The organism is Streptomyces yunnanensis, from assembly GCF_029011865.1.
In the GTDB taxonomy this organism is placed as follows: Bacteria; Actinomycetota; Actinomycetes; order Streptomycetales; family Streptomycetaceae; genus Streptomyces; species Streptomyces yunnanensis.
Map to the genome: position 1 here is coordinate 3,887,040 of NZ_CP095749.1, position 24,467 is coordinate 3,911,506.

The window sequence follows — 24,467 nt, forward strand, 5'->3', positions numbered from 1 at the left end:
AACCCTAGAGACTGAATCGCCAGATGTCACCACCGGATTTCGGGATCACCCCCTACCGATCATCGCCCGCGCCGACCGCGCCCCGTCACCCGGCACCCCGCGTCACCTCCGGAAGCTCCGTCGCTCCGGCCCCGGCGGCGGCTCCGGCGAGTCCGCCAGCCGCACCACCGGGTCGTCCGCGCCGCCGTGCCGCCCGGCCACCACCGGCCCGCCGGACTTCGCCGCCTTGGCCCGGTACTGGGCGGCGTCCGCGAGCCGGAAGAGCCGGCGGGCGCTGTGCACCGGCCCGATCGGGTCGCCGGTCGAGGCGACCCCCACCGCGACCCCCTCGCCGAGGTCCAGCTCACCGGCCCGCCGGCACAGCTCACCGGCCACCTTGGTCACCTCCTCGCTCCCCGGACCGACCGCCAGCAGGCAGAACTCGTCGCCGCCCAACCGCGCCACGAGCGTCCCCGGCAGCATCGCGCCGCACAGCGACAACACCGACCCGAAGCGCTCCAGCAGCCGGTCGCCGACCGCGTGCCCGCGCGAGTCGTTCACCTGCTTCAGCCCGTTCAGATCGCACACCACCAGGCTGACCGCCACACCGTCCACGCGGTGCCGCTCCAACGCCTCGTCCAGTCGTATGTCGACGGCCCGGCGGTTGGCCAGGCCGGTCAGCGCGTCGGTGAACGCCAGCCGGCGGGCCTCCGCGAGCCGCTCGGTCTGGGCGATCCCGGCGGCCGTGACGGCGGCCAGCACGGTCGCGAAATCGACGTCCGCCCGCCCGAACACCGGCTCCCCGGCCCGCCGCGCCACATAGAGCTCGCCCCACGCCCGGCCGTGCAGCACGATCGGGGCGACCACGCAGCAGCCCCGGCCGCGCCGGCGCAGCGCGGCCACCCGCTGATGGTTGTACGAGCCCCCCGCCGGCGCGCCCTCCCGCGGCCCGTCCTCGACGCACTCCACCCAGGCGCCAGGCTCCCCGCCGCCGGCCCACTGCTCGTGCAGGAACTCGACGACCTCCGGGAACTCGGACACCGGATACGCCTCGTCGTCGGGGAACTCCCGCTCCCCCGGGGCGAGTTCGCCGACGTTCACCAGCACCCGCAGCCGCCCCCGCTCGCGCTCCCACTGGGAGAGGGCCGCGAAGGAGCCCGCCAGCGCCCGCCGTGCACCCTGCGCGGCAGCCCGGGCCGAGTCGCGCAGCGCCGGCGCGGCGGCCATCGCCTGCGCCAGCTCCACCACGGCCCGCAGCCTCGCGTCAGCCTCGCCCGTCACCGGATCCTCACATTCCGTCACCGTGAGCACGCTCCGTACTACAGCGTAGGAATGATTGACCCGATTCGCCCCTTCCGCTGGTCAGCCACCGGACGGGATGGGGCGGAGCGTCACTCCCCCGGCCAGTTCGGGTCCCGCTTCTCGTTGAAGGCCGCAACGCCCTCGGCCCGGTCCCCGGAGAACGCCACGCTGCGCCAGGCGCCGTCCTCCAGATCCAGCCCGGCCCGCAGATCCAGGCCCTGGCCGAGCCGCATGGCGCGCTTGGCCGCGCGCAGCCCCACCGGCGAGTTACGGGCGATCGAGGCGGCCAGCTCCAGCGCCTCCGCCCGGTCCTGCCCGTCCGCCACCACCCGGTCCACCAGCCCCAGCTCACCGGCCTCCGCCGCCGGCACCCGGCGCGCGGTGAACACCAGCTCGGCGGCGCGCGCCGCGCCCACCCGGCGCGGCAGCAGCTGCGTCCCGCCCCCGCCGGGGATGACGCCCACCGACACCTCCGGCAGCCCCACCACCGCGGTGCCGTCCGCGACGATCAGGTCGCAGGCCAGCGCCAACTCGTAACCGCCACCGAGCGCGAAGCCGTGCACCGCCGCGATCGTCGGCATCGGCAGCTCCAGCACCCCGGTGTACGCGGCCCGGGCGCGCGGCCGCTGGCGCATCAGATCGGCGTCCGTGAAGGAGTTCCGCTCCTTGAGGTCGGCCCCGACGCAGAACGCCCGCTCATGGGTGGAGGTGAGCACCACCGCCCGCACGGAACGGTCGGCGGCCAGCTCGGCGCACGCCTGCGCCAGTGCGTCGGCCATCGCCGTCGACACCGCGTTCATCGCCTTCGGCCGGTCCATGACCAGCTCCGCCACGAAGCCGTGCCGCGCCACGGCGACCCACTCGTCCGCACCGAACCGCCGCATACCGCTCATGCCGCCCTCCCGATTCCCGGTTAACGATCGTTGACCCGACCGCTGAGGATCATGTCAGCTCGCGCCGGTTTACGGCAGGGCCCACCGCGGCCGTGCGCCTCACCCGCGCCGGGTCAACATCCACGGCTCGACGACGCCCAGACCGCGCACCGGCCGCTGCCACATCGGCTGCAACGCGAAGCGGTACGGGGGCGGCGGGCTGCCGGTGCCCTCCTGGGCGGCCTTCTCCGCCGCCGCGGCATCCGCCTCGGAGACCGGTGCGTCGCCCGTACGCCCCAACTCCTCCGCGAACGCCTGGTCCACCAGCACGGTGTCCTTCGGCGCTATCGAGGTCAGCCGGCTGGCCAGATTGACGGTCGTCCCGAAGACATCGCCCATACGGGTCGTGACCGTGCCGAACGCGATGCCCACCCGCAGCTCGGGCATCGTCTCGTCGTGGCCCATGGTCTCGATCAGCCGCAGCCCGATCTCGGCGGCGATGCCCGCGTCGTCCGCCGCGAAGAGCACCTCGTCACCCAGGGTCTTGATGAGCCGGCCGCCGTGCGCGGCGACCAGATCGGCGGCGGTGGTCTCGAACGCCTCGACCAGCTCGCCCAGTTCCTCTTCCTCCAGCCGCCGCGTCAGCCGGGTGAACCCGACCAGGTCGGCGAACCCGACCGCCAGCCGCCGGTCCACCATCTCCGCGTCGTCCTGCGCCTGGACCACCCGCCCGGTGGCCGCGGCCAGCTGCCGCCGCCACACATAGACCAGGAACTCCTCCAACTCCGGGAGCAGCAGCTCGACCAGCGGATAGGTGATCTCCGTACGGGTCAGGCCGGAGTCCTGGGGCTCGGTCAGCCCCTCCAGGAACGAGTCGATCTGCCAGTCGGCGAGCCGCGCCGTGGTCTGACCGGTGGAACGGGCGACCTGCACGGCCATCGCCTCGCTCAGCAGCCCCGCCTCGACGAGACCGGCGAGCCGGCGCAGCGCCAGCACATCGGCCTCGGTGAGGGCCTTGACCTGGCCGATGTCCGCGAAGCCCATGGCCCGCCAGAAGCGGGCCGCGAGGTCCATGGAGACGCCGGCGCTGCGGGCCGCCTGGAACGGCGTGTAGCGGCGCTCGGCCCCGAGGATGAGCTGTTCGAGCTTCACGGCGATGTTGTTCTCAGCCGTCTCGCCGGTCTCGCCGTTGTCTTCGACGACGCCGTCGCCCGCTTCGGGACCGCCTGCGGGATCGCCCGCAGGAGCCTCTCCCACCGCCTCGCCCTCGGCGTCCGCGCCGCGCGGGGTGGCCCCCGACTCGTCGGCCGTCACCGACCGCTCCCTGTCCGTTCCCTGCGCACGGCCCTTCCGATCTCGCTGCTCGCCCATGATCCGCTTCCTGCCGACGGACCGCCTCAACGATACGGCAGGTGTGCTCTGCCTCACGTAGCCGCTGCGCTCGGCTTCTTCCCACGTTGGCGGCTGCCCCGACGCGGGGGCGATGTTTTTGCCGCCTTCGGCGGAGCGGTGTGTCGGGGTGGGGCCCCGGCGGGAGGACAGGGACAAGCAGCAACCCGGTCCTGCCCCGTCCCTCTCCCCCACCGGGCGGGGGCGCCCACACCGGCGGGAGGGGGCGGTCCGGAGGGGGCGGGTTTCCGGACGTAAAGCGAAGCAGTCCGGAAACCCGCCCCGCAGGACCGCCCCGGCCCCCACCACCCACCAGGCACCCCGCCCAACACACCCGCTTCGCCGCAGGCGGAAAAACAGCGCCCTCACGTCGGCGCAGCCGACAACGTGGGCGGCGGAACCGCTACGCCGGTCGGAGATGCACGATGTCGCCGGCGTCCACCGGTTGTTGGACGCCGTCCGACGTGGCGAGGACGAGGCGGCCGTCGGCGTCGAGGGCGACCGCCTCGCCGTCGATGGAGCGGTCACCCGGCAGGTGCGCCCGCACCTTGCGCCCCAGCGTCGCGCAGCCCGCCGCGTACGCCGCCTGGAGGCGGCACGCGCCCGGATCGCCGTCCGCCTCCTGCCACTCGCCGTACCACTCCTCCAGCGAGCGGAGGACGGCCCGCAGCAGCGGGTCCCGGTCGGTGTTGGCGGCGCCCGCGAGGGCCAGCGAGCCGGCGGTGGGGACGGGGAGTTCGTCGGCGGTGAGCGAGACGTTGAGGCCCATGCCGATGACGACGCCGTCGGCGGCGCGTTCGGCGAGGATGCCGCCGAGCTTGCGTTCCGCGCCGTCCACCGTGATCAGCAGGTCGTTGGGCCACTTCAGCGCGGTGTCGACGCCGGCGGCGCGGGCGATCGCGGTGGCCGCGGCCACCCCGGTGAGGAGGGGGAGCCAGCCCCAGCGGGCCGGCGGCACGGTCGGCGTGAGGTAGACGGAGAAGAAGAGCCCGGAGCGGGGCGGCGCCGACCAGCGGCGGTCGAGCCGGCCGCGGGCGGCGGACTGTTCCTCGGCGATGAGGACGGCTCCCTCGCGCAGGCCGCCGGCCGCCGCCCGCTCGACGAGGTCGGTGTTGGTGGACCCGGTGGCGGGGACGACGTCCAGTGAGGACCAGAGCGAGCCGGGGCGGACGAGGGCCCGGCGCAGCGCGTTCGCGTTCAGCGGCGGGCGGCTCAGATCACTCCAGCGACCGGCGTCTTTGTCCCGGTTTTCCGGTGGTTGAGGCGTCATGGCCCCAGCCTAGGTGTGGTCAACGACGCAGTGCCGCAGAGCAGTCCCGCCGATACGCTACGAGTCGGTAGCCACACCCGTACCTCCCTCAGTACGAGTGCCAGTCCAGGACGAGCAGGAGCCGCATCCCGATGTCCGAACCGGAAGCAAACATCCACACCACCGCGGGCAAATTGGCGGATCTGCAGCGGCGGGTCGAGGAAGCCACGCATGCCGGCTCCGCCCGTGCGGTGGAAAAGCAGCACGCCAAGGGGAAGTTGACGGCGCGTGAGCGCATCGATCTCCTGCTGGACGAGGGCTCGTTCGTCGAGCTCGACGAGTTCGCCCGTCACCGGTCGACGAATTTCGGGATCGAGAAGAACCGGCCGTACGGCGATGGCGTGGTCACGGGTTATGGAACGGTCGACGGGCGGCCGGTCTGTGTGTATTCGCAGGACTTCACGATCTTCGGCGGATCGCTCGGCGAGGTCTACGGCGAGAAGATCGTCAAGGTGATGGACTTCGCGTTGAAGAACGGCTGTCCGGTCGTCGGGATCAATGACGGCGGCGGTGCCCGCATTCAGGAGGGCGTGGCCGCTCTCGGGCTGTTCGCGGAGATTTTCCGGCGGAATGTGCACGCGTCGGGCGTGGTGCCGCAGATTTCCCTGATCGTGGGTCCGTGCGCGGGTGGCGCGGTGTATTCGCCGGCCATCACGGATTTCACGGTGATGGTCGACCAGACCTCGCACATGTTCATCACCGGGCCGGACGTCATCAAGACGGTGACGGGCGAGGACGTCGGTTTCGAGGAGCTGGGCGGGGCCCGTACGCACAACACCACCTCGGGCGTGGCGCACCACATGGCGGGCGACGAGAAGGACGCCATCGACTACGTCAAGGGGCTGCTGTCGTACCTGCCGTCGAACAACCTCTCCGACCCACCGGCCTTCCCGGAGGACGCGGACCTGGCGGTCACCGACGCCGACCGTGAGCTGGACACGCTGATCCCGGACTCGGCCAACCAGCCGTACGACATGCACACCGCGATCGAGCACGTGCTGGACGACGGCGAATTCCTGGAGACCCAGGCGCTGTTCGCGCCGAACATCCTCACCGGGTTCGGACGGGTCGAGGGGCACTCGGTCGGCGTGGTGGCCAACCAGCCGATGCAGTTCGCGGGCTGTCTGGACATCAACGCGAGCGAGAAGGCCGCGCGGTTCGTGCGCACCTGCGACGCGTTCAACATCCCGGTGCTGACCTTCGTCGACGTCCCGGGCTTCCTGCCGGGCACGGACCAGGAGTACGACGGGATCATCCGGCGCGGCGCCAAGCTGATCTACGCCTATGCGGAGGCGACGGTTCCGCTGATCACCGTGATCACCCGGAAGGCGTTCGGCGGCGCGTACGACGTCATGGGCTCCAAGCACCTGGGCGCGGACCTGAACCTCGCCTGGCCGACCGCGCAGATCGCCGTGATGGGCGCCCAGGGCGCGGTCAACATCCTGCACCGCCGGACGCTGGCGGCGATCGAGGACCCGGCCGCGCAGGAGACCCGCCGCCAGGAGCTGATCCAGGAGTACGAGGACACCCTGCTGAACCCCTACGTCGCGGCCGAGCGGGGCTATGTCGACGCGGTGATCATGCCGTCCGACACCCGGCGGCACATCGTCCGCGGGCTGCGCACGCTGCGCAACAAGCGGGAGGCGCTGCCGCCGAAGAAGCACGGCAACATCCCGCTGTAGTCCCCGCCGTAGGAGGTCGATGACGATGATCAAGGTCGTACGGGGCAATCCCACGCCCGAGGAGCTGGCCGCCGCGCTGGCGGTGGTCAAGGCCCGGGCGGCGGCGGTGGCCGCCGGCGCCGCGCCGGACAGCGGAGGGCGCGGCAGCGAGTGGTCGGATCCGGCGGCGACGGTTCCGGCCCGGTCCCGGATGCCCCATCCGGGGGCGCGGGCCTGGCGGACCAGCTTCTGGCCGCGATGACCCGCGGAACAGATCGGTGCATTGTGCACTGACTAGTCCTTGGCAGCACGGCGCCTGAGTATGCGTACTCAGGCGCCGTCGCCGTCGAGGACGGGAGGATCGAGGCCATGCTGTGGTCCGATCCGCCCGATGAACCGCCCGAGGAGCTGCGCGAGGTGCAGGCGAAGCTCCGTCGGATGGGCTTCGTGCTCGCCACGGCGATCATGGTGGGGACGCTGGTGCTCCTGATCAGGTGACGCCCTCACGGGACCCGCGGTTCCCGCGAGGCCGGCGCCCCATCCACCCCATCCGCCCCATGGACCTCACCTCTCTCCGCAACCGCAGCGGCCGAATTTGCATCTTTCTCTCTCGACAGTGCAATTCGGGCATGCGGCCATGGAGTGACCGGCCGGCCGCCGTGCCGGTCGGGAGGGGAGATCATGAACAGGCCGCTCAGACACATAGCCGTCTTCTGCGGGGTGCTGGTGCTCGCCCTGCTGGTCCGGGTGACCTGGGTGCAGTTCCTGCAGGCAGATCAGCTCGCGAACGACGCCAACAACCGGCGGGTCAAGATCGAGGCGTACTCGTATCCGCTCGGCAACATCATCGTCGACGGCAAGCCGATCACCGGGTCCACGGAGACCAGCGGCGACTTCAAGTACAAGCGGACCTACACCGACGGCGCGATGTACGCCCCGGTCACCGGGTACGCCCGGCAGGCGGCGGGCGAGACGATGCTGGAGGGCGTCTACCGCAAGGTGCTCAGCGGCAAGGACGACCGGCTGTTCTTCAACCGCGCGCGGGGCATGCTGACGGGCGAGAAGCCGCGCGGCGGCGACGTCCTGACCACCATCAGCGAGAAGGCGCAGAAGGCCGCGTACAAGGGGCTGACCGATCTGCACGCGACCGGCGCGGTGGTCGCCCTGGACCCGCGGAGCGGCAAGATCCTGGCGATGGCGAGCACGCCGTCCTACGACCCGTCGACGTTCGCGGGGCTGTCCGCCGCGGAGGGCAAGAAGTACCTCGCCCTCGACCAGGACAAGTCCAAGCCGATGAACAACCGGGCGCTGCGCGAGATCTACCCGCCCGGCTCGACCTTCAAGGTGCTCACCGCGGCCGCGGCCCTGGAGCACGGCACCGTCACCGACGTCAACGCCTCCTCCGGCGCCCCGGCCCCGTACACGCTGCCGCAGACCCACACCCAGGTCGGCAACGACGTCGTGGGGGCGCCCTGCGACAAGGCGTCGCTGAAGACCGGTATGCAGTGGTCCTGCAACAACGTCTTCCTGGACGCCGCGCACAAGCTGGGCACGGACAAAATGCGGGAGACCGCGGAGAAATTCGGATTCAACTCGGAGCACTTCGTTCCGGTGCGTTCCGCGGTGAGCGGATATCCGAGCAAGCTCGACCAGCCGCAGACCGCGCTGACCGGTATGGGGCAGGGCAGCCTGACCAGCACCCCGCTGCAGATGGCGATGGTCGCCGCCGGAATCGCCAACAACGGCAAGGTGATGAAGCCGTATCTGGTCGAGGAGTTGCGCGGCCCGGACCTGTCCACGATCGAGAAGTTCGATCCGGCGCCGCTGAATTCCGGGGACGGGCAGGCGGTCTCCGAGAGCACCGCGAAGAAGGTGCAGGAAATGATGGAGTACACCGTTTCGGACGGCACCGCCTCGAAGGCGAAGATCGACGGGGTGACGGTCGGCGGCAAGACCGGTACCGCGCAGCACGGCGCGGACGTGAACGACGAGCGGCCCTACGCCTGGTTCGTCTCCTACGCGAAGCTTCCCGACGGGAGTTCGCCGGTGGCGGTGGCGGTCTTCGTCGACCCGAAGGACATGGACATCCCGCGCTCGGAGATCGCCGGTGGAAAGCTGGGCGGACCGATCGCGAAGTCGGTGATGCAGGCCGTCCTGAACAAGTGAGGCCGCGCTGAACGACCGGAACGGCGCCGGAACGCGGAACGCGTGACGCGGCGAGCGGGCCGGACGACCGGAGAAGGGGAAATTACCCCCCTTTCCCTCCGGACGTCCGGCCCTTTTTCCTTGCCTGTCCGACACCCTCTTATGGAGGCTTTACGGCGCCTCCCACTACCGCCCTAATGTCCAGCATTAACAAGCCCTCGCGAAGGAGCCGCGCAGGTGTCCTCGACGGCGCACGCCCTCGTCATGGCCGCCCTCGGCGCGGCGGCGATCCTGGCGGGGCTGCCGGCGTGGCGCCCGCTCGTCCGCCGGCGCGGATGGCCGCCCGTCCCGACCCTGCTCTTCCTCGTCACCTGCGGCCTGTGCGTCGGGATCACCCTCCCCGACCAGATCGCACCGGGCGTCGTCGGGCGGACGCTCGCCCCGGTGCGGGACTGCCAGCCCGCGGACTGGGCGCACAACACCCTGGGCATCGCCGTCGGCGCGCTGCTGGGGTAGCTGGCGCTGCGGGCCGCCGACCGTCGGACCCCGGCCCACTGACCGCCGCCGGCTCCGTACGATGGCGGGCATGACCGAAGCTCCCGGCCCCCGCCGCCTCGTCCTCGCCTCCCAGTCCCCGGCCCGTCTCGGTCTGCTCCGGCAGGCCGGGCTGGCACCCGAGGTCGTGATAAGCGGGGTCGACGAGGACGCGCTCACCGCCGCCACCCCGGAGGAGCTGGCCCGCGTGCTGGCCGAGGCGAAGGCCGCCGCGGTCGCGGCCCGGCCGGAGGCCGCCGGTGCGCTGGTCGTCGGCTGCGACTCGGTGCTGGAGCTGGACGGGCGGGCGCTCGGCAAGCCGGCGGACGCCGAGGACGCCACGGCCCGCTGGAAGTCGATGCGCGGCCGGTCCGGGATCCTGCGCACCGGTCACTGCGTGATCGACACCGCGTCGGGCCGTCAGGTTTCGGCCACCGCGTCCACCACGGTCCGGTTCGGCGAGCCCAGCGACGCCGAGATCGCCGCGTACGTGGCGAGCGGTGAACCGCTGTACGTGGCGGGCGCGTTCACCCTCGACGGCCGCTCGGCGCCGTTCATCGACGGCATCGACGGCGACCCGGGCAACGTCATCGGCCTCTCGCTGCCGCTGCTCCGCCGCCTGCTGGCCGACCTGGACGTGACCATCACCGACCTGTGGACGTGAGCGGCCGGCGGCTCGGGGCGATTGCCCCGCTTGTCCGCCCGATCGCCGGGCCGGCGAACCGGCTGCGGGGCCGGGGGACTTCGGACCGCCGTCAGCAGAAGCCGAGCATCCCGGGTGAGTCGATGTCGACGGTGACCACACCGGGCGGGTAGGCGCTCTCGTCGGCGGTCAGCAGGATCGACATGCCGGTGAACTCGGGGCGCGGCAGCGCGCAGTACAGCGCATGGCACGTGTCCGGGCCACCGTAGCCGTCACGGACCATCGTTCCGACCCCGGCGGCGGCCACAGTGTCGAGGCTGTCCACGACGACGGCGGAGAACGCGAGGACGTGACGGGAGAGGTTCTCGTCGTCGGCCTCGGCCTGCATCAGGCACAGGGCAGGGATGTTCAGCCGGTCGCCGGGTGTCCTGGCCATGTTGCCCGCCAGCAGGTTCAACGTCTTGTGGCCGCCGGCGAGGGCTTTGACGGCACCGGTGTCGAGGATGATCACGCTGCGGCGTCCCGGGCGGCACGCACCTTCTCGGCGGCGATCTTGTAGATGTTGCCGAGCACGTCGGGCGCCTGCTCGAACTCCTCGTCCCCGATGTCGACGCCGATCACGCGGCGGACGACGTCCCGGTCGGCGGCCAACCGCTCGGCGCGCTGCGCGGCGGTCGGCTGCTCCTCGGCAAGGGCTGCGACCAGCAGGCCGATGCTCATGCCGCGCTCCTTCGCGAGCTCGGCGAGATGGTCGCGGGTCTCGCGCGGAACCTGGATCGTCGTAGATGCCATAGCGTCACTATAGGTCAGTTACAGCGTCGGCGCGAGCCATGCCTCGAACCCCGACCCCGGTGATTTCCGGCCGCTCGATGAAAGGTGCACGTCGCCGGGGCCCAATGACCCCGACCGGAGAGGGAGCCGACGAAGTGCCGCCCAACAGGCCCCGCACCGGACGGAGTTCGGGCCCGTTCGGCGCAGGAGCGCCGGGCTCAGGCCGGCGCACCGCCCCCCGTCGGCCCCTCAGCCGGCCTCCCCTCCGGGTCCGGGATCCGGCCCCCGTAGGCGATCAAGACGAAGACCAGGAGTGCGAGCAGTACGGCCATGCCGGCGAACGCGGGCCAGCCGACCAGGCCGACGCAGAGCGCGCCGACGACGCCGTGCGCCACCGCGCAGCAGATCAGCGCGATGCGCGTCAGGCGGCCGGGCGCCCGGTCCCGCAGCGCGGCGCGCAGCAGCACCGCGGCGCAGAAGAGGAGGAAGAGCGCGGCGACCGCGGCGCCGCCCCAGGCACCGACGGACATCGCGTCCGGCCGCAGCCCGGCCAGGGACATCTGCTGCCGGTCGACCACGATGCTCAGGATCCAGTTCAGCAGCAGGATCCCGGCCGTCTCCAGGACCAGGACCACCGCCGCCGCCAGGGCCACCGGTCTGCGTGCCGCGATCATCGCGCCCACCCCACTTCCGCCGTCGTGCGCTCTCCGCGCCGCCGTCCGCCGCCGTTACGAACTGTTACCAGGAGTACAGAAGGCATCCCGCACGCTACGTGGGGGCCCCTGCTCATGAAGAGCTTGGGGGCGGGTAACAGTCACGGCAAGGGGTCTGCACCACCGCGTCCGACCCTCCGTCGGCATGCCCCCGCCCGCCGCGCCCACCCGAAAACTTTCACTCGCCCATTCGTAGGGACTCCACAAAGAATTGACGGTTCGCCGGGCGTCCACAGTCCGAGACCTAGGCCACACCGCGCCACGCGCCGAAGCCCGGGAATCCGGGCCTACCCTGGGATTCCAACGGACTTTGGCCCCTCGCCATCGCCGCGTGCACGCTCCGTGTGGGCAAGGTCACCCCAGGGAACGGGTCGGCACGCGGTGTCGCCAGTCCCTAAACTCGCTGCGTTCAGTGTGTTGCGGCGTAGCGCCAAGGAAGGACCCATCGTGCGCAAGGTGCTCATCGCCAACCGTGGCGAAATCGCTGTCCGCGTTGCCCGTGCATGTCGGGACGCCGGGATCGGGAGCGTAGCCGTCTACGCCGACCCGGACCGGGACGCCCTGCACGTCCGCGCCGCGGACGAGGCATACGCCTTGGGCGGTGACACCCCTGCCACCAGCTACCTGGACATCGCCAAGGTCCTCCAGGCGGCCGCCGATTCCGGTGCGGACGCCATCCACCCCGGCTACGGCTTCCTCTCCGAGAACGCCGAGTTCGCGCAGGCCGTGCTCGACGCCGGCCTGACCTGGATCGGCCCGCCGCCGCACGCCATCCGCGACCTCGGCGACAAGGTCGCGGCCCGGCACATCGCGCAGCGCGCCGGTGCCCCGCTGGTCGCCGGCACCCCGGACCCGGTCTCCGGCTCCGACGAGGTCGTCGCCTTCGCCAAGGAGCACGGGCTGCCGATCGCGATCAAGGCGGCGTTCGGCGGCGGCGGCCGCGGCCTGAAGGTCGCCCGGACCCTGGACGAGGTCCCCGAGCTCTACGACTCCGCGGTGCGCGAGGCGGTCGCCGCCTTCGGCCGCGGCGAGTGCTTCGTCGAGCGCTACCTCGACCGCCCCCGGCACGTCGAGACCCAGTGCCTGGCCGACAAGCACGGCAACGTCGTGGTCGTCTCCACCCGCGACTGCTCGCTGCAGCGCCGCCACCAGAAGCTCGTCGAGGAGGCCCCCGCGCCGTTCCTGAGCGACGAGCAGAACGCCGAGCTGTACCGCGCGTCCAAGGCCATCCTCAAGGAGGCCGGCTACGAGGGCGCCGGCACCTGCGAGTTCCTCGTGGGCCAGGACGGCACCATCTCCTTCCTGGAGGTCAACACCCGCCTCCAGGTGGAGCACCCGGTCACCGAGGAGGTCACCGGCCTGGACCTGGTCCGCGAGATGTTCCGGATCGCCGACGGCGAGGAGCTGGGCTACGACGACCCGGCCGTGCGCGGCCACTCCTTCGAGTTCCGGATCAACGGCGAGGACCCGGGCCGCAACTTCCTCCCCGCGCCCGGCACGGTCACCACGTTCGACGCGCCGTCGGGTCCGGGCGTCCGCCTGGACGCGGGCGTGGAGGCCGGCTCGGTCATCGGCCCGGCCTGGGACTCCCTGCTGGCCAAGCTGATCATCACCGGCGCCACCCGCGAGCAGGCCCTCCAGCGGGCCGCCCGGGCGCTGAACGAGTTCCAGGTGGAGGGCATGGCCACCGCCATCCCGTTCCACCGCACGGTCGTCAAGGACCCGGCGTTCGCGCCCGAACTCACCGGCTCCACCGAGCCGTTCACGGTCCACACCCGCTGGATCGAGACCGAGTTCGCCAACGAGATCCCGCCGTTCGCCGCGCCCGGCGGCGAGGAGACCGAGGCGGACAGCCGCGAGACGGTCGTGGTCGAGGTCGGCGGCAAGCGCCTGGAGGTCTCGCTGCCGGCGTCGCTCGGCATGCCGCTGGCCCGCGCCGCGGTCGCCGGGGGTGCCAAGCCCAAGCGCAAGGCCACCAAGAAGACCGGCAGCGCGGTCTCCGGTGACACCCTGGCCTCCCCGATGCAGGGCACCATCGTCAAGGTCGCCGTCGAGGAGGGCCAGCAGGTCACCGAGGGCGAGCTGATCGTCGTCCTGGAGGCGATGAAGATGGAGCAGCCGATCAACGCGCACCGCTCGGGCACCGTCAAGGGCCTGAGCGCCGAGGTGGGCGCGGCCCTCACCTCCGGCGCGGCGATCTGCGAGATCAAGGACTGAAGCGTCCACCGACCGGCACAGGGCGGGCTCCCGGTACACCGCGTACCGGGAGCCCGCCCCTTTTCCGTTTCCTTCCCGCTCGGCCTCTCGCCGGTGTCGCGGGCGGCTACGACTTCCCCACGACCTCCTCGGGGAACATCAGCGTCCGGCTCATCCACTGGAGCGCGGCGGGCAGTTCGCGGCGCCAGGTGGCGAAGTTGTGGCTGCCGTGGTCGAGGACGATCGAGTCCGCCTTCATGGGCGGGCGGACCGCGGCCAGGAACGCCTGCGCCGCCGGGTAGTTCTTCTCGCCGCTGCGGCTGGTGCCGATCAGGACGTTGACGTCGGGGGCGGGCAGGTTCTTCAGCCGCCACATCAGGTCGTGCTCCGAGCGGCGCTGGCCGCGTGCCGCGTCGTCGCCGAAGAGATTGCCGGTGGTGGGGTCGTTGGAGACCTTGTAGTCGGGCGAGAGGGCCGCCGCGGCGGTGTAGGTGCGCGGGTGGCGCATGGCGAGCTGGAGGGCGCAGCTGCCGCCGGAGGAGTAGCCGAGCACGCCCCAGGCGCCCGGGTCGTGGCCCACCCGGTAGTGCGACTTCAGGGCGTCCGGGACGTCCTGCGCGAAGAAGGTCTCGGCCTGCGGGCCGCCGGGCACGTCGACGCACTGGGTGTCCCGCGGCGGCGCGATGGTGGGCCGCAGCATCACGATGACCGTCGGCTGGAGGGTGCCGTTGCGGACCAGCTTCGCGGCGGTCTCCGGCAGCCGGAGGTGCTGGCCCAGCAGGAATATCCCGCCCGGGTAGCCGCTGAGCGCGACGACGACCGGGAATCTCTGCCGGGCGTACTGCTTCTGGAAGTACTGCGGCGGCAGGTAGACGTACGCCGGGTCCACCACCCGGGTCCGCTTGCCGACGATCCGTACGGTCTCGACCCTGCCGTTCTTCTCCGGCGGGCCCTTGGGCACCCCGTGCACCTTGTCCAGCCCCTCCGGGCCGGACGCCTGCACCAGGCCCTTGGACGGGTCGCCGGCGGGCCCGGCGGCGCCCTCGTTGCCCCACTTGCCGACCGCGGCGGGCGCCCCGTCGTACAGGCCGAGCAGCTCGTGCCAGGAGGCGTAGAACTGGAAGTTGGTGTTCACCACCAGACCGAGCGCGGCCACGACGGCCAGCTGGGTCCCGGCGATCACGCCGAGCCGCCCCAGCACCGCCCGCGTGCCCCGCCCCGAGAGCCTCGGCCAGATCCAGACCGTGAGCCCCACACAGGCCAAGGCGAGGGCGATCACGGCGTACAGCAGTGGCCGGCTGGTCAGTCCCATACGTTGTTCCCCAGACTTCCTGGACGGCTCCCGGACGTCCCCGGAAGCCCTCTTTGCGCCTGGTTTGATGGCCCTTGGAGGGGGGACGTTGCGGCCTTTCCCAGGAGTTCGCCGGCCCGACGGGCGCGGTACGCCGAACGGTCACCGGCCGGCCGCCACCCGACCACCGGCGCCGCCGGGCGGACGCCCCGGTCCGCCCCCGGCACGGCGATGGCATGCTGGACGCGGGATCGAGGAGGGACGGCGGATGGCGACCGAGACGGCAGGGCAGCGGCGGGCGGAGCGGGCCGCCGCGGCGCACGCACCGGCGGAGACGCCGGCGTCCCCGGACGCGCCCGCGGTGCGCCCCATGCGGGCCGACGCGCGCCGGAACTACGAGCGGCTGCTGGCCGAGGCCCGGACCGCCTTCACGGAGCACGGCACGGACAGCTCACTGGAGGACATCGCGCGCCGGGCCGGCGTCGGCATCGGCACCCTCTACCGGCACTTCCCCAACCGCACCGCCCTGATGGGCGCGGTCTTCCAGGGCGAGGTGGAGGCCCTGCTCTGCTACGCCCGGGAGCTGGCCGACGCCCCCCAGCCGTGCACCGCGCTGGTGGACTGGCTGCGCGCGCTGATCACCCACGCCAGCACCTACCGGGGCCTGTCGCGGGCCCTGATGACCGCGTACGCGGACGAGAGCTCGGGGATGGCGCGGTGCCGCGTCCCGCTCGGCGAGGCCGGGTCCGCGCTGCTGGCCCGGGCCCAGCAGGCCGGGGCGGTGCGCCGGGACGTCGTCATCGGCGATCTGCTCCAGCTCACCAACGGCATCGCGCTGGCCGCCGAGGAGTCCCCGGACGATCCGGAGCTGGCCGACCGGCTGTTGACGCTGACCCTGCGCGGGCTGAAGGCCGGCGGGGCGGGCCGGGAGGCGGGGGCGTAGGCACCGCCGGTGCAGCGATGCGGGCCCCGGCAACCCCGGGCCCGGCCGGACTCTCCGGCCCGCCGGCGCCCGCGGTCCCGCCCGGCCCAGGGCCTGTCGGCACATTCCCGCCTGCCGGGCGGCGCCCGACCCGCCCTTCGGGCGGACCACGGGAATGTGACGACAGGCCCTAGCGGCGCCGGGGCGCCAGATCGGCCACCCGGCCGTCCCCGAGCGAACCCGCCGAGCGCAGCTGCGGCGCCCCGGGCGCGGCGCCCGGGTGGTTGCGCCGCTGACCCGGCAGCGGCACGTCCCGACGTGGACCCCGGCGTTCCGGCGGGGCGGCGTCCATGCCTTGCTGGGCCGGCGGCTGCCCGGTGAGCGAGCCGCTGGCGACGGCGATCTGGACACCCTGGTCGGCCAGTGCCTGCAACTCCGTGGCGGCACGGTCGTCGTGGGCGGGCGGTTCGTCCGTCACGAGCCGGGTGATGACGTCCGTCGGCACGGTCTGGAACATGGTGTCGGAGCCGAGCTTGGTGTGGTCGGCGAGCACCACCACCTCCCCCGCCGCCTGCACCAGTGCCCGGTCGACGCTGGCGGAGAGCATGTTGGAGGTGGACAGCCCGCGTTCGGCGGTCAGGCCGCTGCCCGACAGGAAGGCGCGGGAGACCCGCAGCCCCTGGAGGGACTGCTCGGCACCGCTGCCGACCAGCGCGTAGTTGGAACCGCGCAGGGTCCCGCCGGTCATCACCACCTCCACACGGTTGGCATGGGCCAGCGCCTGCGCGACCAGGAGCGAGTTGGTGACGACGGTCAGGCCGGGGACCCGGGCGAGCCGGCGGGCCAGCTCCTGGGTGGTGGTCCCGGCACCGACGACGATGGCCTCGCCCTCCTCGACGAAGCCTGCCGCGAGATCGGCGATGGCCGTCTTCTCCGCGGTTGCGAGGTGGGACTTCTGTGGGAAGCCGGACTCGCGGGTGAAACCTCCCGGTAGGACCGCACCGCCGTGCCGGCGGTCTAGCAGTCCCTCTGCCTCCAGCGCCCGCACGTCGCGCCGTACGGTTACTTCGGAGGTCTGGACGACACGGGCGAGCTCACGGAGCGACACCGCTCCGTTTGCGCGCACCATTTCTAGGATCAATTGGCGACGTTCTGCAGCGAACACGAAACTGACAGTAACGCCAACGACCGTCTGTTTTCAGCAGGTTGCACCAATTAACGGAAGTTGTTCACACGGCATCGCTTCACGTGGTAAGCGGCATGCACATGCCTCACTCCCCGTCACCGTGTGTGCTCAAACCCGCTCGACGCCTGGTCAGTTGCGCTCTTGGGCAGCCGACCGCCGCACCCCGGGCGAGGCGCTCGGTCCTGACCATGCAGGACCGTTTCACCCCAAGTGCCCACCGTAGGCACAAATGTTTCATGCGCCTGCTTGCGGAACGCCGGTCAGTCGCCGGCCGCCTTCCGGGTGTGCAGCTGCCGGGCGACCTCGGCGATCGAGCCGGACAGCGACGGGTAGACGGTGAAGGCACTGGCGATCTGCTCGACCGTCAGATTGTTGTCGACCGCGATCGAAATCGGGTGGATCAGTTCACTGGCCCGCGGCGAGACCACCACACCGCCGACCACGATGCCGGTGCCGGGGCGGCAGAACAGCTTCACGAAACCGTCGCGGATGCCCTGCATCTTGGCGCGCGGGTTGCGCAGCAGCGGGAGCTTGACCGCCCGGGCGTCGATCACGCCGTTGTCGATGTCGGCCTGGGAGTAGCCAACGGTGGCGATCTCGGGGTCGGTGAAGACGTTGGCGGAGACGGTCTTGAGGTTGAGCGGGGTGACCGCGTCGCCGAGGAAGTGGTACATCGCGATCCGGCCCTGCATGGCGGCGACCGACGCCAGCGCGAAGACGCCGGTGCAGTCGCCGGCGGCGTAGACGCCGGGGGCGGTGGTGCGGGAGACCTTGTCGGTCCAGATGTGCCCGGACTCCTTCAGCTTGACGCCGGCGCCCTCCAGGCCGATCCCCTCGGTGTTCGGGATGGAGCCCACCGCCATCAGGCAGTGCGTGCCGGAGATCGTCCGGCCGTCGGCGAGGGTGACCTCGACCCGGTCGCCCACCCGCTTGGCGGACTGCGCCCGGGACCGCGCCATGACGTTCATCCCGCGGCGGCGGAAGACGTCCTCCAGGACGGCGGCGGCGTCCGGGTCCTCGCCCGGCAGCACCCGGTCGCGCGAGGAGACCAGGGTGACCCGGGACCCCAGCGCCTGGTACGCGCCGGCGAACTCGGCACCGGTGACGCCGGATCCGACGACGATGAGTTCCTCGGGCAGCTCGGTGAGGTCGTAGACCTGCGTCCAGTTCAGGATCCGCTCGCCGTCCGGCTGGGCGTCCGGGATCTCGCGCGGGTGGGCGCCGGTGGCGATCAGCACCGCGTCGGCGATCAGGCCCTCGGTCGAGCCGTCGGCGGCGGTGACCGTGACCTTGCGCGAGCCGTCCGGTGCCTGGCCCGGCTCCAGCCGGCCGCGACCGCGCATCACCCGGCCGCCGGCACGGGTGACCGAGGCGGTGATGTCGTGGGACTGGGCCAGCGCCAGCCGCTTGACCCGTCGGTTGACCTTGCCGAGATCGACCCCGACGACCCGCGCGGGACGCTCCTTGAACGGGGTGTCGTCCTCGACGATGATGCCGAGCTCTTCGTAGGAGGAGTCGAAGGTCGTCATCACCTCGGCCGTGGCGATGAGGGTCTTCGACGGGACGCAGTCGGTCAGTACCGACGCTCCCCCCAGACCGTCGCAGTCGACGACGGTCACCTCCGCGCCGAGCGAGGCGCCCACCAGGGCCGCTTCGTATCCGCCGGGTCCGCCACCGATGATCACGATCCGAGTCACGTACTCCATTGTCCCGCACGCCCGTCGGTGCCTCTCCCCCGGGGGCGCGGAGGTCACCGGGCGGGCGCCGGGCGTGTGCTCTCGCCAGCCGGTTGTACGAATCTCCGGTACCACGAGCCCAACGGGGAACCTCCCGTACCCTCGGAAGCATGTCGCTCTACGCCGCGTACGCCGGCAACCTCGACGCGCGGCTGATGTCCCGCCGCGCACCGCACTCGCCGCTGCGCGGCACCGGCTGGCTGAACGGCTGGCGGCTCACGTTCGGCGGGGAGCAGATGGGCTGGGAGGGCGCCCTGGCGACGGTCGTCGAGGACCCCGGTTCCCAGCTCTTCGTCGCGCTCTACGACATCGCTCCCATGGACGAGGAGTCGATGGACCGTTGGGAGGGCGTCGGCCTGGACATCTACCGCCGGATGCGGGTCCGGGTGCACACCCTCGACGGCGACGAGCCCGCCTGGATCTACGTCCTCAACGGCTACGAGGGCGGCCTCCCCTCGGCCCGCTATCTGGGCGAGATCGCCGACGCGGCCGAATCCGCCGGCGCCCCGCACGACTACGTCATGGAGATCCGCAAGCGCCCGTGCTGAGGTGGCCGCCCCCTCCGGGCCGCGAGAGGCCGCGCGACCGCCCGGGAACGCTTTGGCAAAAGCCACAAGCCGACGCCCACAGGCCCGTGGACAGCGACATCTACGCGCGTAGGGGATTACCGGCTACCCTCGTCCGCGTGAACGCATCTGTTACCCCGGACATCGACCCGAAGGGCGCCGCCGACGCCGCGGCGGCCCGCCTCCGCGAGCTCACCGGCGCCGAGCAGCACGACGTCGCCCTGGTCATGGGCTCCGGCTGGGCCCCGGCCGCCGAGGCCCTGGGCGCCCCCGATCACGAGTTCCCGGTCACCGAGCTGCCCGGCTTCCCGCCGCCGGCCGTCGCCGGCCACGGCGGCAAGATCCGCTCGTACAAGATCGGCGAGAAGCGCGCCCTGGTCTTCCTCGGCCGCACCCACTACTACGAGGGCCGCGGGGTCGCCGCGGTCGCGCACGGCGTCCGCACCGCCGTCGCGGCCGGCTGCAAGACCGTGGTGCTCACCAACGGCTGCGGTGGCCTGCGCGACGGCATGCGCCCGGGCCAGCCGGTCCTCATCAGCGACCACCTCAACCTCACCGCCACCTCCCCGATCGCCGGCGCCAACTTCGTCGACCTGACCGACCTGTACTCGCCGCGGCTGCGCGCGCTGTGCAAGGAGGTCGACGCGAGCCTGGAGGAGGGCGTCTACGCCCAGCTCCCCGGCCCGCACTACGAGACCCCGGCCGAGATCCGGATGCTGCGGACCATGGGCGCCGACCTGGTCGGCATGTCCACCGTCCTGGAGGCGATCGCCGCCCGCGAGGCCGGCGCCGAGGTGCTGGGCATCTCGCTGGTGACGAACCTCGCCGCCGGCATGACGGGCGAGCCGCTGAACCACGAGGAGGTGCTCCAGGCGGGCCGCGACTCCGCGATCGCGATGGGCACGCTGCTCGGCCAGGTCCTCAGCAAGATCTAGCCGATACCGGCACCCGGGCAGGCCCAGGGTCTGTCCGGTGGGTCAGGGTCGGAGAGGCCGCGGCGTCTGGTGCGGTGCATCGCAAGGCGCCGGAGCGTCCTGATAGCGGAGCTATCGGGACGTTTCGGCAACGCGGCGAAGTGCCGTGCCAGACGCCGCGGACCCGGCCATGATCCACCCGGGCAGGCCCAGGGTCTGTCCGGGCGGCAGGATCCCGCTGCCGGCGCGGGCCGGCGGGCGGGACCGGCGGACGCCGTCGCGCCCGCCCGGCCGGCCGCACGCATCCCCCACATCGCATCCACAGGCAGGAGCATCACGTGGCTACCGTTCCCGCGGAGCTGATCAGCCGGGCACAGGCGTGGCTGGCCGAGGACCCCGACCCGGAGACCCGGGAGGAGCTGGCCGGGCTCATCGAGGCGGACCGGCACGAGGAGCTGGCGGCGCGGTTCGCCGGCACCCTCCAGTTCGGCACCGCCGGGCTGCGCGGCGAGCTGGGCGCCGGCCCGATGCGGATGAACCGGTCGGTGGTCATCCGGGCCGCGGCCGGCCTCGCCGCGTACCTCAAGGACGGCGAGCAGGACGGTGGCGGGCTGGTGGTCATCGGCTACGACGCCCGCTACAAGAGCGCCGACTTCGCGCGGGACACCGCGGCGGTCATGGTCGGCGCCGGGCTCCGCGCCGCGCTGCTGCCGCGTCCGCTGCCCACCCCGGTGCTGGCCTTCGCCATCCGGCACCTGGGCGCGGTGGCCGGGATCGAGGTGACCGCCAGCCACAACCCGCCGCGGGACAACGGCTACAAGGTCTACCTGGGCGACGGCTCGCAGATCGTGCCGCCCGCGGACGGCCAGATCGCCGACCGGATCGCCGCGGTCCGCTCGCTGTCCGACGTGCCCCGCCCCGAGGCCGGCTGGGAAACCCTGGACGACAGCGTCCTCGCCGCCTACCTGGAGCGCACCGACGCCGTCCTCACCCCCGGCTCCCCCCGCTCCATCGACGTCGTCTACACCCCGATGCACGGCGTCGGCCGGGACACCCTGGTCGCCGCCTTCGCACGGGCCGGCTTCCCGGCCCCGACGGTCGTCGCCGAGCAGGCCGAGCCGGACCCGGACTTCCCGACGGTCGCCTTCCCCAACCCGGAGGAGCCGGGCGCGATGGACCTCGCGTTCGCCACCGCCCGGTCCAAGGCCCCGGGCAGCGTCGACATCGTCATCGCCAACGACCCGGACGCGGACCGCTGCGCCGTCGCCGTCCCCGCCCCCGGTACGCCGGAGGGCTGGCGGATGCTGCGCGGCGACGAGGTCGGCGCGCTGCTCGCCGCGCACCTGGTGCGCAAGGGCGCCACCGGGACGTTCGCGACGACGATCGTCTCCTCCCAGCTGATGTCCCGTATCGCGGACGGTGCCGCGCTCCCCTACGAGGAGACGCTGACCGGCTTCAAGTGGCTGGCCCGGGTGGACGGCCTGCGCTACGCCTACGAGGAGGCGCTGGGCTACTGCGTCGACCCCGAGGGCGTCCGCGACAAGGACGGCATCACGGCCGCCCTGCTGATCGCCGAACTGGCCGCCGAGCTCAAGCAGTCCGGCCGCACCCTCTCCGACCTCCTCGACGACCTGGCCGTGGAGTTCGGTCTGCACGCCACCGACCAGCTCTCGGTGCGGGTGGAGGACCTGTCGCTGATCGCCGACGCGATGCGCCGGTTGCGCGCCGAGCCGCCGGTGGCACTGGCCGGCCTGAAGGTCGCCCGCGCCGACGACCTGAACGCGGGCAGCGCCGCCCTCCCGCCGACCGACGGCCTGCGCTACTACCTGGCGGGCGCGCCGGCCGACGGCATCGAGGCGGCCCGGGTCGTGGTCCGCCCCAGCGGCACCGAGCCCAAGCTCAAGTGCTACCTGGAGGTGGTGGTGCCGGTGGCCGACGCGAGCGGCCTGCCCGACGCCCGCGCCAAGGCGACGGCCACCCTGACGGCGATCAAGAAGGATCTGTCGGCGGCGGCCGGGATCTGACGCGACGTCAAGCACATGCGTAACGAGGGCCGGGCTCCCGACGGGGGTCCGGCCCTCAACCGTTGTCCATACGCGCGACGGCCGCACCCGTCATCGTCCCCCTGCAAGTGACCAGGGGTACCGTTCTGTTGTCGCCATGCAGAACGGAGTTATGCATGTCACCCGCCGAGGACGACCACATCGGCGCACGAATCGCCGACCACCGCAAGCTGCGCCAGTTGACGCAAGCGGGCCTCGCCCAGCGCGCCTATGTCTCCCGCGGGACGATCGCGAAGGTGGAGGCGGGGCTGACACCTGCTACCCCCGCCATGGTGGCCGCAGTTGCGAGGGTCCTCGAAGTCGACATCACGGTGCTCAACGGCCAGCCGTACATGTCAGAGATGCGGCAAGACCGTCTCGACCGGATGATCGCCCCGCTCTCCGAGGCGCTGGACCTGTACGACCTCGGACCGGACCCCGAGATCACCCCCAGGCCCGTGGCGGTATTGGAGGCCGAAGTCGATGCGCTGTGCGCTGGCGCCTGCGCCACGGAATACAAGGGGATCGGTTCAAAACTACCCGGACTTTTGGGCGAGTTGACCACAGCGCTCAGCTTGCTTCCCACCGGCAGTGACCGTCAGCGCGTGGCATCGGCCCTGAGCTGGTCCTCTTGGGTCGCCTACGAATTCTCCTACAGATTGGGCTATCACCAACTCGCTTCCATCGCTCTGGAGCGAATGGGCTGGATGGCGGAACAAGCGCAAGATCCTCTACTGCTCGCCGTCCGGCTGAACAAGCGCAGCAGCATGCTTCTTCGCCGGGGAAACAACCAGATGGCGCTGAAGGTTCTCGAACGCGGCCACCACCTGGTCAAGCAGCACGACGACATTGCGTCGATACCAGCCTTGGCTGTCTCCGGGAGCCTGCATCTGGCCGGTGCAATCGCCGCGGCCCAGGCCAAGAACGAGGACGCTGTCGATGGCTACATGGAGATGGCACGACACGCCGCTGCACAAATCGGCCGGGACGTGCCTCGCACGTACTGGGCTTCTTTCGGCACGACGAACGTTGCCCACTTCGACGTCGCAACCGCTGTGGAGTTGGGGAAGCTGGGCGCCGCGATCAAGGCCGCCCGACAGCTGCACTTCCCCGCCGAACACCCCCGCATGAGGGTCGGGCGTTATTACATCGAGATGGCGCGCGCGTACGCGCAGATGGGCAAGGCGGAGGCAGCCGAGAAGTCCTTGCACCGCGCAAGGGAGGTCGCACCCCAGCAGGCTCGGTATCACCCGCTGATGCGGGAGACGATCGCCGTGCTGGTACGTCGGCAGCGTCGGGCGCCACAGGGGCTGGCGTCGCTGGCCGCTTGGATCGGAATGTAGCTCGGAGTCGTTGGCGTGTAGCCCACGGTTACGGTCCGAATGTTCCTCGTTCGGGAACACTCGGGCCTTCGTATGTTGGCAGGCTGTTACGCGAAAGACCCCCGCGGCCGCGTCGCGTGCGACCCGGGGGCGCGGCCCATCAACCGTCTGACATATCCGAACGATCTTCGAACCGCTCTTACGCTTGTCACGGCCCGCTCCGGGCCGCCATCGCGCCGTCCCCGCCCGCCCTCGCGCGGCGGGCGTGAATGCACCGGCTGCCCGCCTGCCGCGCGTGCGGTCCCACCCCCTGCCCCTACTGCTGCGCGGAGAGGAGTCGGCCTTGGTGCGCCCTTACGTCCTCACACCCGAAGAACGGTGGGAGCGCCGCCTACAGCGCGAGCGGCGTCGGACGCTGTGGCTGGCCGTACACGGCATCGACGTGGGGCCCCGCCGGATTCACGGTGTGGAGGTGGCGGCGTGACCAACCCCATGGACACCGCCCGGCTGTTGCCCTGGGCCGGCCTGGACGGGAAGCCGTGCTACCTCCTCGGCGGCAACGGCACCGGATACGTCTCCCGCCTCGCCGACAAGGTCGAGGCGGAGCAGATGAACTCGGCCGCCGAGCTCATCGAGGAAGCCTGCGGAATCCTCACCGACCGCACCTGGACCCCTGGTGAAATCCACCTGCTGGCCGTCGAGTTGAACAACCACCTGGCCAAGATCCACCGCGTTTCGGAGAGTCGGGGTACTCGCTTGCTCCTGCTGGAGGACGACCCCGACGAGGACGCCGACGACGACGTATGCGAGGGGAACGTCCCGGACGCTCCCCTGAGGGATGCCTCGCAGGTCCTGCCCGCGCGGTGAAGGAGACCGGTCCCGCCCTCGCCTGACGACCAGGAGGGCGGGACCTCCCCGACTTCCGCCGTCCGCGGGCGGTCGGACGTCACACGCCCACGACTGGAACAGCCGGA

At 71.8% G+C, this 24,467-nt stretch carries 24 protein-coding genes; 14 read left to right on the forward strand and 10 right to left on the reverse strand.

Annotated elements, in window-relative coordinates:
* Window positions 1–102: 102 nt before the first annotated feature.
* The 4 genes from MOV08_RS16560 to MOV08_RS16575 form a co-directional block, all read right to left on the reverse strand.
* Window positions 103–1,206, reverse strand: a complete 1,104-nt coding sequence (locus MOV08_RS16560) for a GGDEF domain-containing protein (RefSeq protein ID WP_275311801.1) — start codon at window positions 1,204–1,206, stop codon at window positions 103–105.
* A 164-nt stretch (window positions 1,207–1,370) separates the two neighbouring features.
* Window positions 1,371–2,165, reverse strand: a complete 795-nt coding sequence (locus MOV08_RS16565) for an enoyl-CoA hydratase/isomerase family protein (RefSeq protein ID WP_420834296.1) — start codon at window positions 2,163–2,165, stop codon at window positions 1,371–1,373.
* Window positions 2,166–2,273: 108 nt separating this feature from the next.
* Window positions 2,274–3,467 carry an adenylate/guanylate cyclase domain-containing protein gene (locus tag MOV08_RS16570; RefSeq protein WP_039633338.1) on the reverse strand — a complete coding sequence of 398 codons (1,194 nt, stop codon included), beginning with the start codon at window positions 3,465–3,467 and terminating at the stop codon, window positions 2,274–2,276.
* A 478-nt stretch (window positions 3,468–3,945) separates the two neighbouring features.
* Entirely contained in the window at window positions 3,946–4,812 is an 867-nt protein-coding gene (locus MOV08_RS16575) for a biotin--[acetyl-CoA-carboxylase] ligase (RefSeq protein ID WP_039633339.1), read from the reverse strand.
* Between the two features lie 131 nt (window positions 4,813–4,943).
* On the opposite strand from MOV08_RS16575, the gene MOV08_RS16580 reads away from it, so the two are divergent.
* The 6 genes from MOV08_RS16580 to MOV08_RS16605 all read left to right on the forward strand — a co-directional run bounded on the left by MOV08_RS16580 (window position 4,944) and on the right by MOV08_RS16605 (window position 9,855).
* A complete protein-coding gene (locus tag MOV08_RS16580) occupies window positions 4,944–6,533 on the forward strand; it encodes an acyl-CoA carboxylase subunit beta (protein ID WP_275307886.1) in 1,590 nt (529 codons plus the stop codon).
* Window positions 6,534–6,558: 25 nt separating this feature from the next.
* A complete protein-coding gene (locus MOV08_RS16585) occupies window positions 6,559–6,774 on the forward strand; it encodes an acyl-CoA carboxylase epsilon subunit (RefSeq protein ID WP_275311802.1) in 216 nt (71 codons plus the stop codon).
* Between the two features lie 107 nt (window positions 6,775–6,881).
* A complete protein-coding gene (mmpB, locus tag MOV08_RS16590; RefSeq protein ID WP_258018278.1) occupies window positions 6,882–7,010 on the forward strand; it encodes a morphogenic membrane protein MmpB in 129 nt (42 codons plus the stop codon).
* Between the two features lie 183 nt (window positions 7,011–7,193).
* Window positions 7,194–8,678 (forward strand): peptidoglycan D,D-transpeptidase FtsI family protein, encoded by a 1,485-nt coding sequence (locus MOV08_RS16595; RefSeq protein ID WP_275307887.1) that lies wholly within the window; start codon window positions 7,194–7,196, stop codon window positions 8,676–8,678.
* Between the two features lie 216 nt (window positions 8,679–8,894).
* Entirely contained in the window at window positions 8,895–9,173 is a 279-nt protein-coding gene (locus tag MOV08_RS16600; RefSeq protein ID WP_275307888.1) for a hypothetical protein, read from the forward strand.
* A 70-nt stretch (window positions 9,174–9,243) separates the two neighbouring features.
* Entirely contained in the window at window positions 9,244–9,855 is a 612-nt protein-coding gene (locus MOV08_RS16605; RefSeq protein ID WP_039633344.1) for a Maf family protein, read from the forward strand.
* 91 nt (window positions 9,856–9,946) lie between these two features.
* Here the strand turns inward: MOV08_RS16605 and MOV08_RS16610 are convergent, their stop codons facing one another.
* The 3 genes from MOV08_RS16610 to MOV08_RS16620 form a co-directional block, all read right to left on the reverse strand.
* Complete coding sequence (locus MOV08_RS16610; protein WP_039633345.1) at window positions 9,947–10,345, reverse strand: PIN domain-containing protein; 399 nt, start codon at window positions 10,343–10,345, stop codon at window positions 9,947–9,949.
* The gene (locus MOV08_RS16615) at window positions 10,342–10,626 is read right to left on the reverse strand and encodes a hypothetical protein (RefSeq protein WP_275307889.1); all 285 of its coding nucleotides are present in this window, start codon (window positions 10,624–10,626) and stop codon (window positions 10,342–10,344) included. The genes MOV08_RS16610 and MOV08_RS16615 overlap by 4 nt, the downstream gene beginning before the upstream one ends.
* Before the next feature lie 197 nt (window positions 10,627–10,823).
* Window positions 10,824–11,288, reverse strand: coding sequence for a hypothetical protein (locus MOV08_RS16620; RefSeq protein ID WP_420834170.1), 465 nt, complete (start codon window positions 11,286–11,288; stop codon window positions 10,824–10,826).
* Window positions 11,289–11,765: 477 nt separating this feature from the next.
* On the opposite strand from MOV08_RS16620, the gene MOV08_RS16625 reads away from it, so the two are divergent.
* Window positions 11,766–13,535, forward strand: coding sequence for an acetyl/propionyl/methylcrotonyl-CoA carboxylase subunit alpha (locus MOV08_RS16625; protein ID WP_039633349.1), 1,770 nt, complete (start codon window positions 11,766–11,768; stop codon window positions 13,533–13,535).
* A gap of 106 nt (window positions 13,536–13,641) precedes the next feature.
* Here the strand turns inward: MOV08_RS16625 and MOV08_RS16630 are convergent, their stop codons facing one another.
* A complete protein-coding gene (locus tag MOV08_RS16630) occupies window positions 13,642–14,826 on the reverse strand; it encodes an alpha/beta hydrolase (protein ID WP_039633351.1) in 1,185 nt (394 codons plus the stop codon).
* Window positions 14,827–15,073: 247 nt separating this feature from the next.
* On the opposite strand from MOV08_RS16630, the gene MOV08_RS16635 reads away from it, so the two are divergent.
* Window positions 15,074–15,748, forward strand: a complete 675-nt coding sequence (locus MOV08_RS16635; RefSeq protein WP_420834171.1) for a TetR/AcrR family transcriptional regulator — start codon at window positions 15,074–15,076, stop codon at window positions 15,746–15,748.
* A 169-nt stretch (window positions 15,749–15,917) separates the two neighbouring features.
* Here MOV08_RS16635 and MOV08_RS16640 read toward each other — a convergent pair whose 3' ends face one another.
* Both MOV08_RS16640 and MOV08_RS16645 read right to left on the reverse strand, forming a co-directional pair.
* A complete protein-coding gene (locus MOV08_RS16640) occupies window positions 15,918–16,856 on the reverse strand; it encodes a DeoR/GlpR family DNA-binding transcription regulator (protein WP_420834172.1) in 939 nt (312 codons plus the stop codon).
* A 317-nt stretch (window positions 16,857–17,173) separates the two neighbouring features.
* Entirely contained in the window at window positions 17,174–18,619 is a 1,446-nt protein-coding gene (locus tag MOV08_RS16645) for an NAD(P)H-quinone dehydrogenase (RefSeq protein WP_039633357.1), read from the reverse strand.
* 140 nt (window positions 18,620–18,759) lie between these two features.
* Here MOV08_RS16645 and MOV08_RS16650 point away from each other — a divergent pair, with 140 nt between their 5' ends.
* The 6 genes from MOV08_RS16650 (at window position 18,760) to MOV08_RS16675 (ending at window position 24,360) form a co-directional block, all read left to right on the forward strand.
* Window positions 18,760–19,197, forward strand: a complete 438-nt coding sequence (locus MOV08_RS16650; RefSeq protein ID WP_039633359.1) for a gamma-glutamylcyclotransferase family protein — start codon at window positions 18,760–18,762, stop codon at window positions 19,195–19,197.
* Between the two features lie 137 nt (window positions 19,198–19,334).
* Entirely contained in the window at window positions 19,335–20,150 is an 816-nt protein-coding gene (locus tag MOV08_RS16655; protein ID WP_039633361.1) for a purine-nucleoside phosphorylase, read from the forward strand.
* Between the two features lie 317 nt (window positions 20,151–20,467).
* Window positions 20,468–22,153, forward strand: a complete 1,686-nt coding sequence (locus tag MOV08_RS16660; RefSeq protein WP_275307892.1) for a phospho-sugar mutase — start codon at window positions 20,468–20,470, stop codon at window positions 22,151–22,153.
* A gap of 155 nt (window positions 22,154–22,308) precedes the next feature.
* On the forward strand, window positions 22,309–23,514 hold the full coding sequence (locus tag MOV08_RS16665; protein WP_275307893.1) for a helix-turn-helix domain-containing protein: 1,206 nt from the start codon (window positions 22,309–22,311) through the stop codon (window positions 23,512–23,514).
* 322 nt (window positions 23,515–23,836) lie between these two features.
* Window positions 23,837–23,977, forward strand: a complete 141-nt coding sequence (locus tag MOV08_RS16670) for a hypothetical protein (RefSeq protein ID WP_275312061.1) — start codon at window positions 23,837–23,839, stop codon at window positions 23,975–23,977.
* A complete protein-coding gene (locus MOV08_RS16675; RefSeq protein ID WP_420834173.1) occupies window positions 23,974–24,360 on the forward strand; it encodes a hypothetical protein in 387 nt (128 codons plus the stop codon). Before MOV08_RS16670 ends, MOV08_RS16675 begins: the two co-directional genes overlap by 4 nt.
* The last annotated feature ends 107 nt before the right edge of the window (window positions 24,361–24,467 follow it).

Excerpts from the sequence above, each read along its gene's own strand:
- MOV08_RS16560 (WP_275311801.1), bottom strand. The coding sequence starts at position 1,206 with ATGGCCGCCGCGCCGGCGCTGCGCGACTCGGCCCGGGCTGCCGCGCAG.
- MOV08_RS16565 (WP_420834296.1), bottom strand. The coding sequence starts at position 2,165 with ATGCGGCGGTTCGGTGCGGACGAGTGGGTCGCCGTGGCGCGGCACGGC.
- MOV08_RS16575 (WP_039633339.1), bottom strand. The coding sequence starts at position 4,812 with ATGACGCCTCAACCACCGGAAAACCGGGACAAAGACGCCGGTCGCTGG.
- MOV08_RS16580 (WP_275307886.1), top strand. The coding sequence starts at position 4,944 with ATGTCCGAACCGGAAGCAAACATCCACACCACCGCGGGCAAATTGGCG.
- MOV08_RS16585 (WP_275311802.1), top strand. The coding sequence starts at position 6,559 with ATGATCAAGGTCGTACGGGGCAATCCCACGCCCGAGGAGCTGGCCGCC.
- mmpB (WP_258018278.1), top strand. The coding sequence starts at position 6,882 with ATGCTGTGGTCCGATCCGCCCGATGAACCGCCCGAGGAGCTGCGCGAG.
- MOV08_RS16595 (WP_275307887.1), top strand. The coding sequence starts at position 7,194 with ATGAACAGGCCGCTCAGACACATAGCCGTCTTCTGCGGGGTGCTGGTG.
- MOV08_RS16605 (WP_039633344.1), top strand. The coding sequence starts at position 9,244 with ATGACCGAAGCTCCCGGCCCCCGCCGCCTCGTCCTCGCCTCCCAGTCC.
- MOV08_RS16615 (WP_275307889.1), bottom strand. The coding sequence starts at position 10,626 with ATGGCATCTACGACGATCCAGGTTCCGCGCGAGACCCGCGACCATCTC.
- MOV08_RS16630 (WP_039633351.1), bottom strand. The coding sequence starts at position 14,826 with ATGGGACTGACCAGCCGGCCACTGCTGTACGCCGTGATCGCCCTCGCC.
- MOV08_RS16635 (WP_420834171.1), top strand. The coding sequence starts at position 15,074 with ATGGCGACCGAGACGGCAGGGCAGCGGCGGGCGGAGCGGGCCGCCGCG.
- MOV08_RS16640 (WP_420834172.1), bottom strand. The coding sequence starts at position 16,856 with ATGGTGCGCGCAAACGGAGCGGTGTCGCTCCGTGAGCTCGCCCGTGTC.
- MOV08_RS16645 (WP_039633357.1), bottom strand. The coding sequence starts at position 18,619 with ATGGAGTACGTGACTCGGATCGTGATCATCGGTGGCGGACCCGGCGGA.
- MOV08_RS16650 (WP_039633359.1), top strand. The coding sequence starts at position 18,760 with ATGTCGCTCTACGCCGCGTACGCCGGCAACCTCGACGCGCGGCTGATG.
- MOV08_RS16665 (WP_275307893.1), top strand. The coding sequence starts at position 22,309 with ATGTCACCCGCCGAGGACGACCACATCGGCGCACGAATCGCCGACCAC.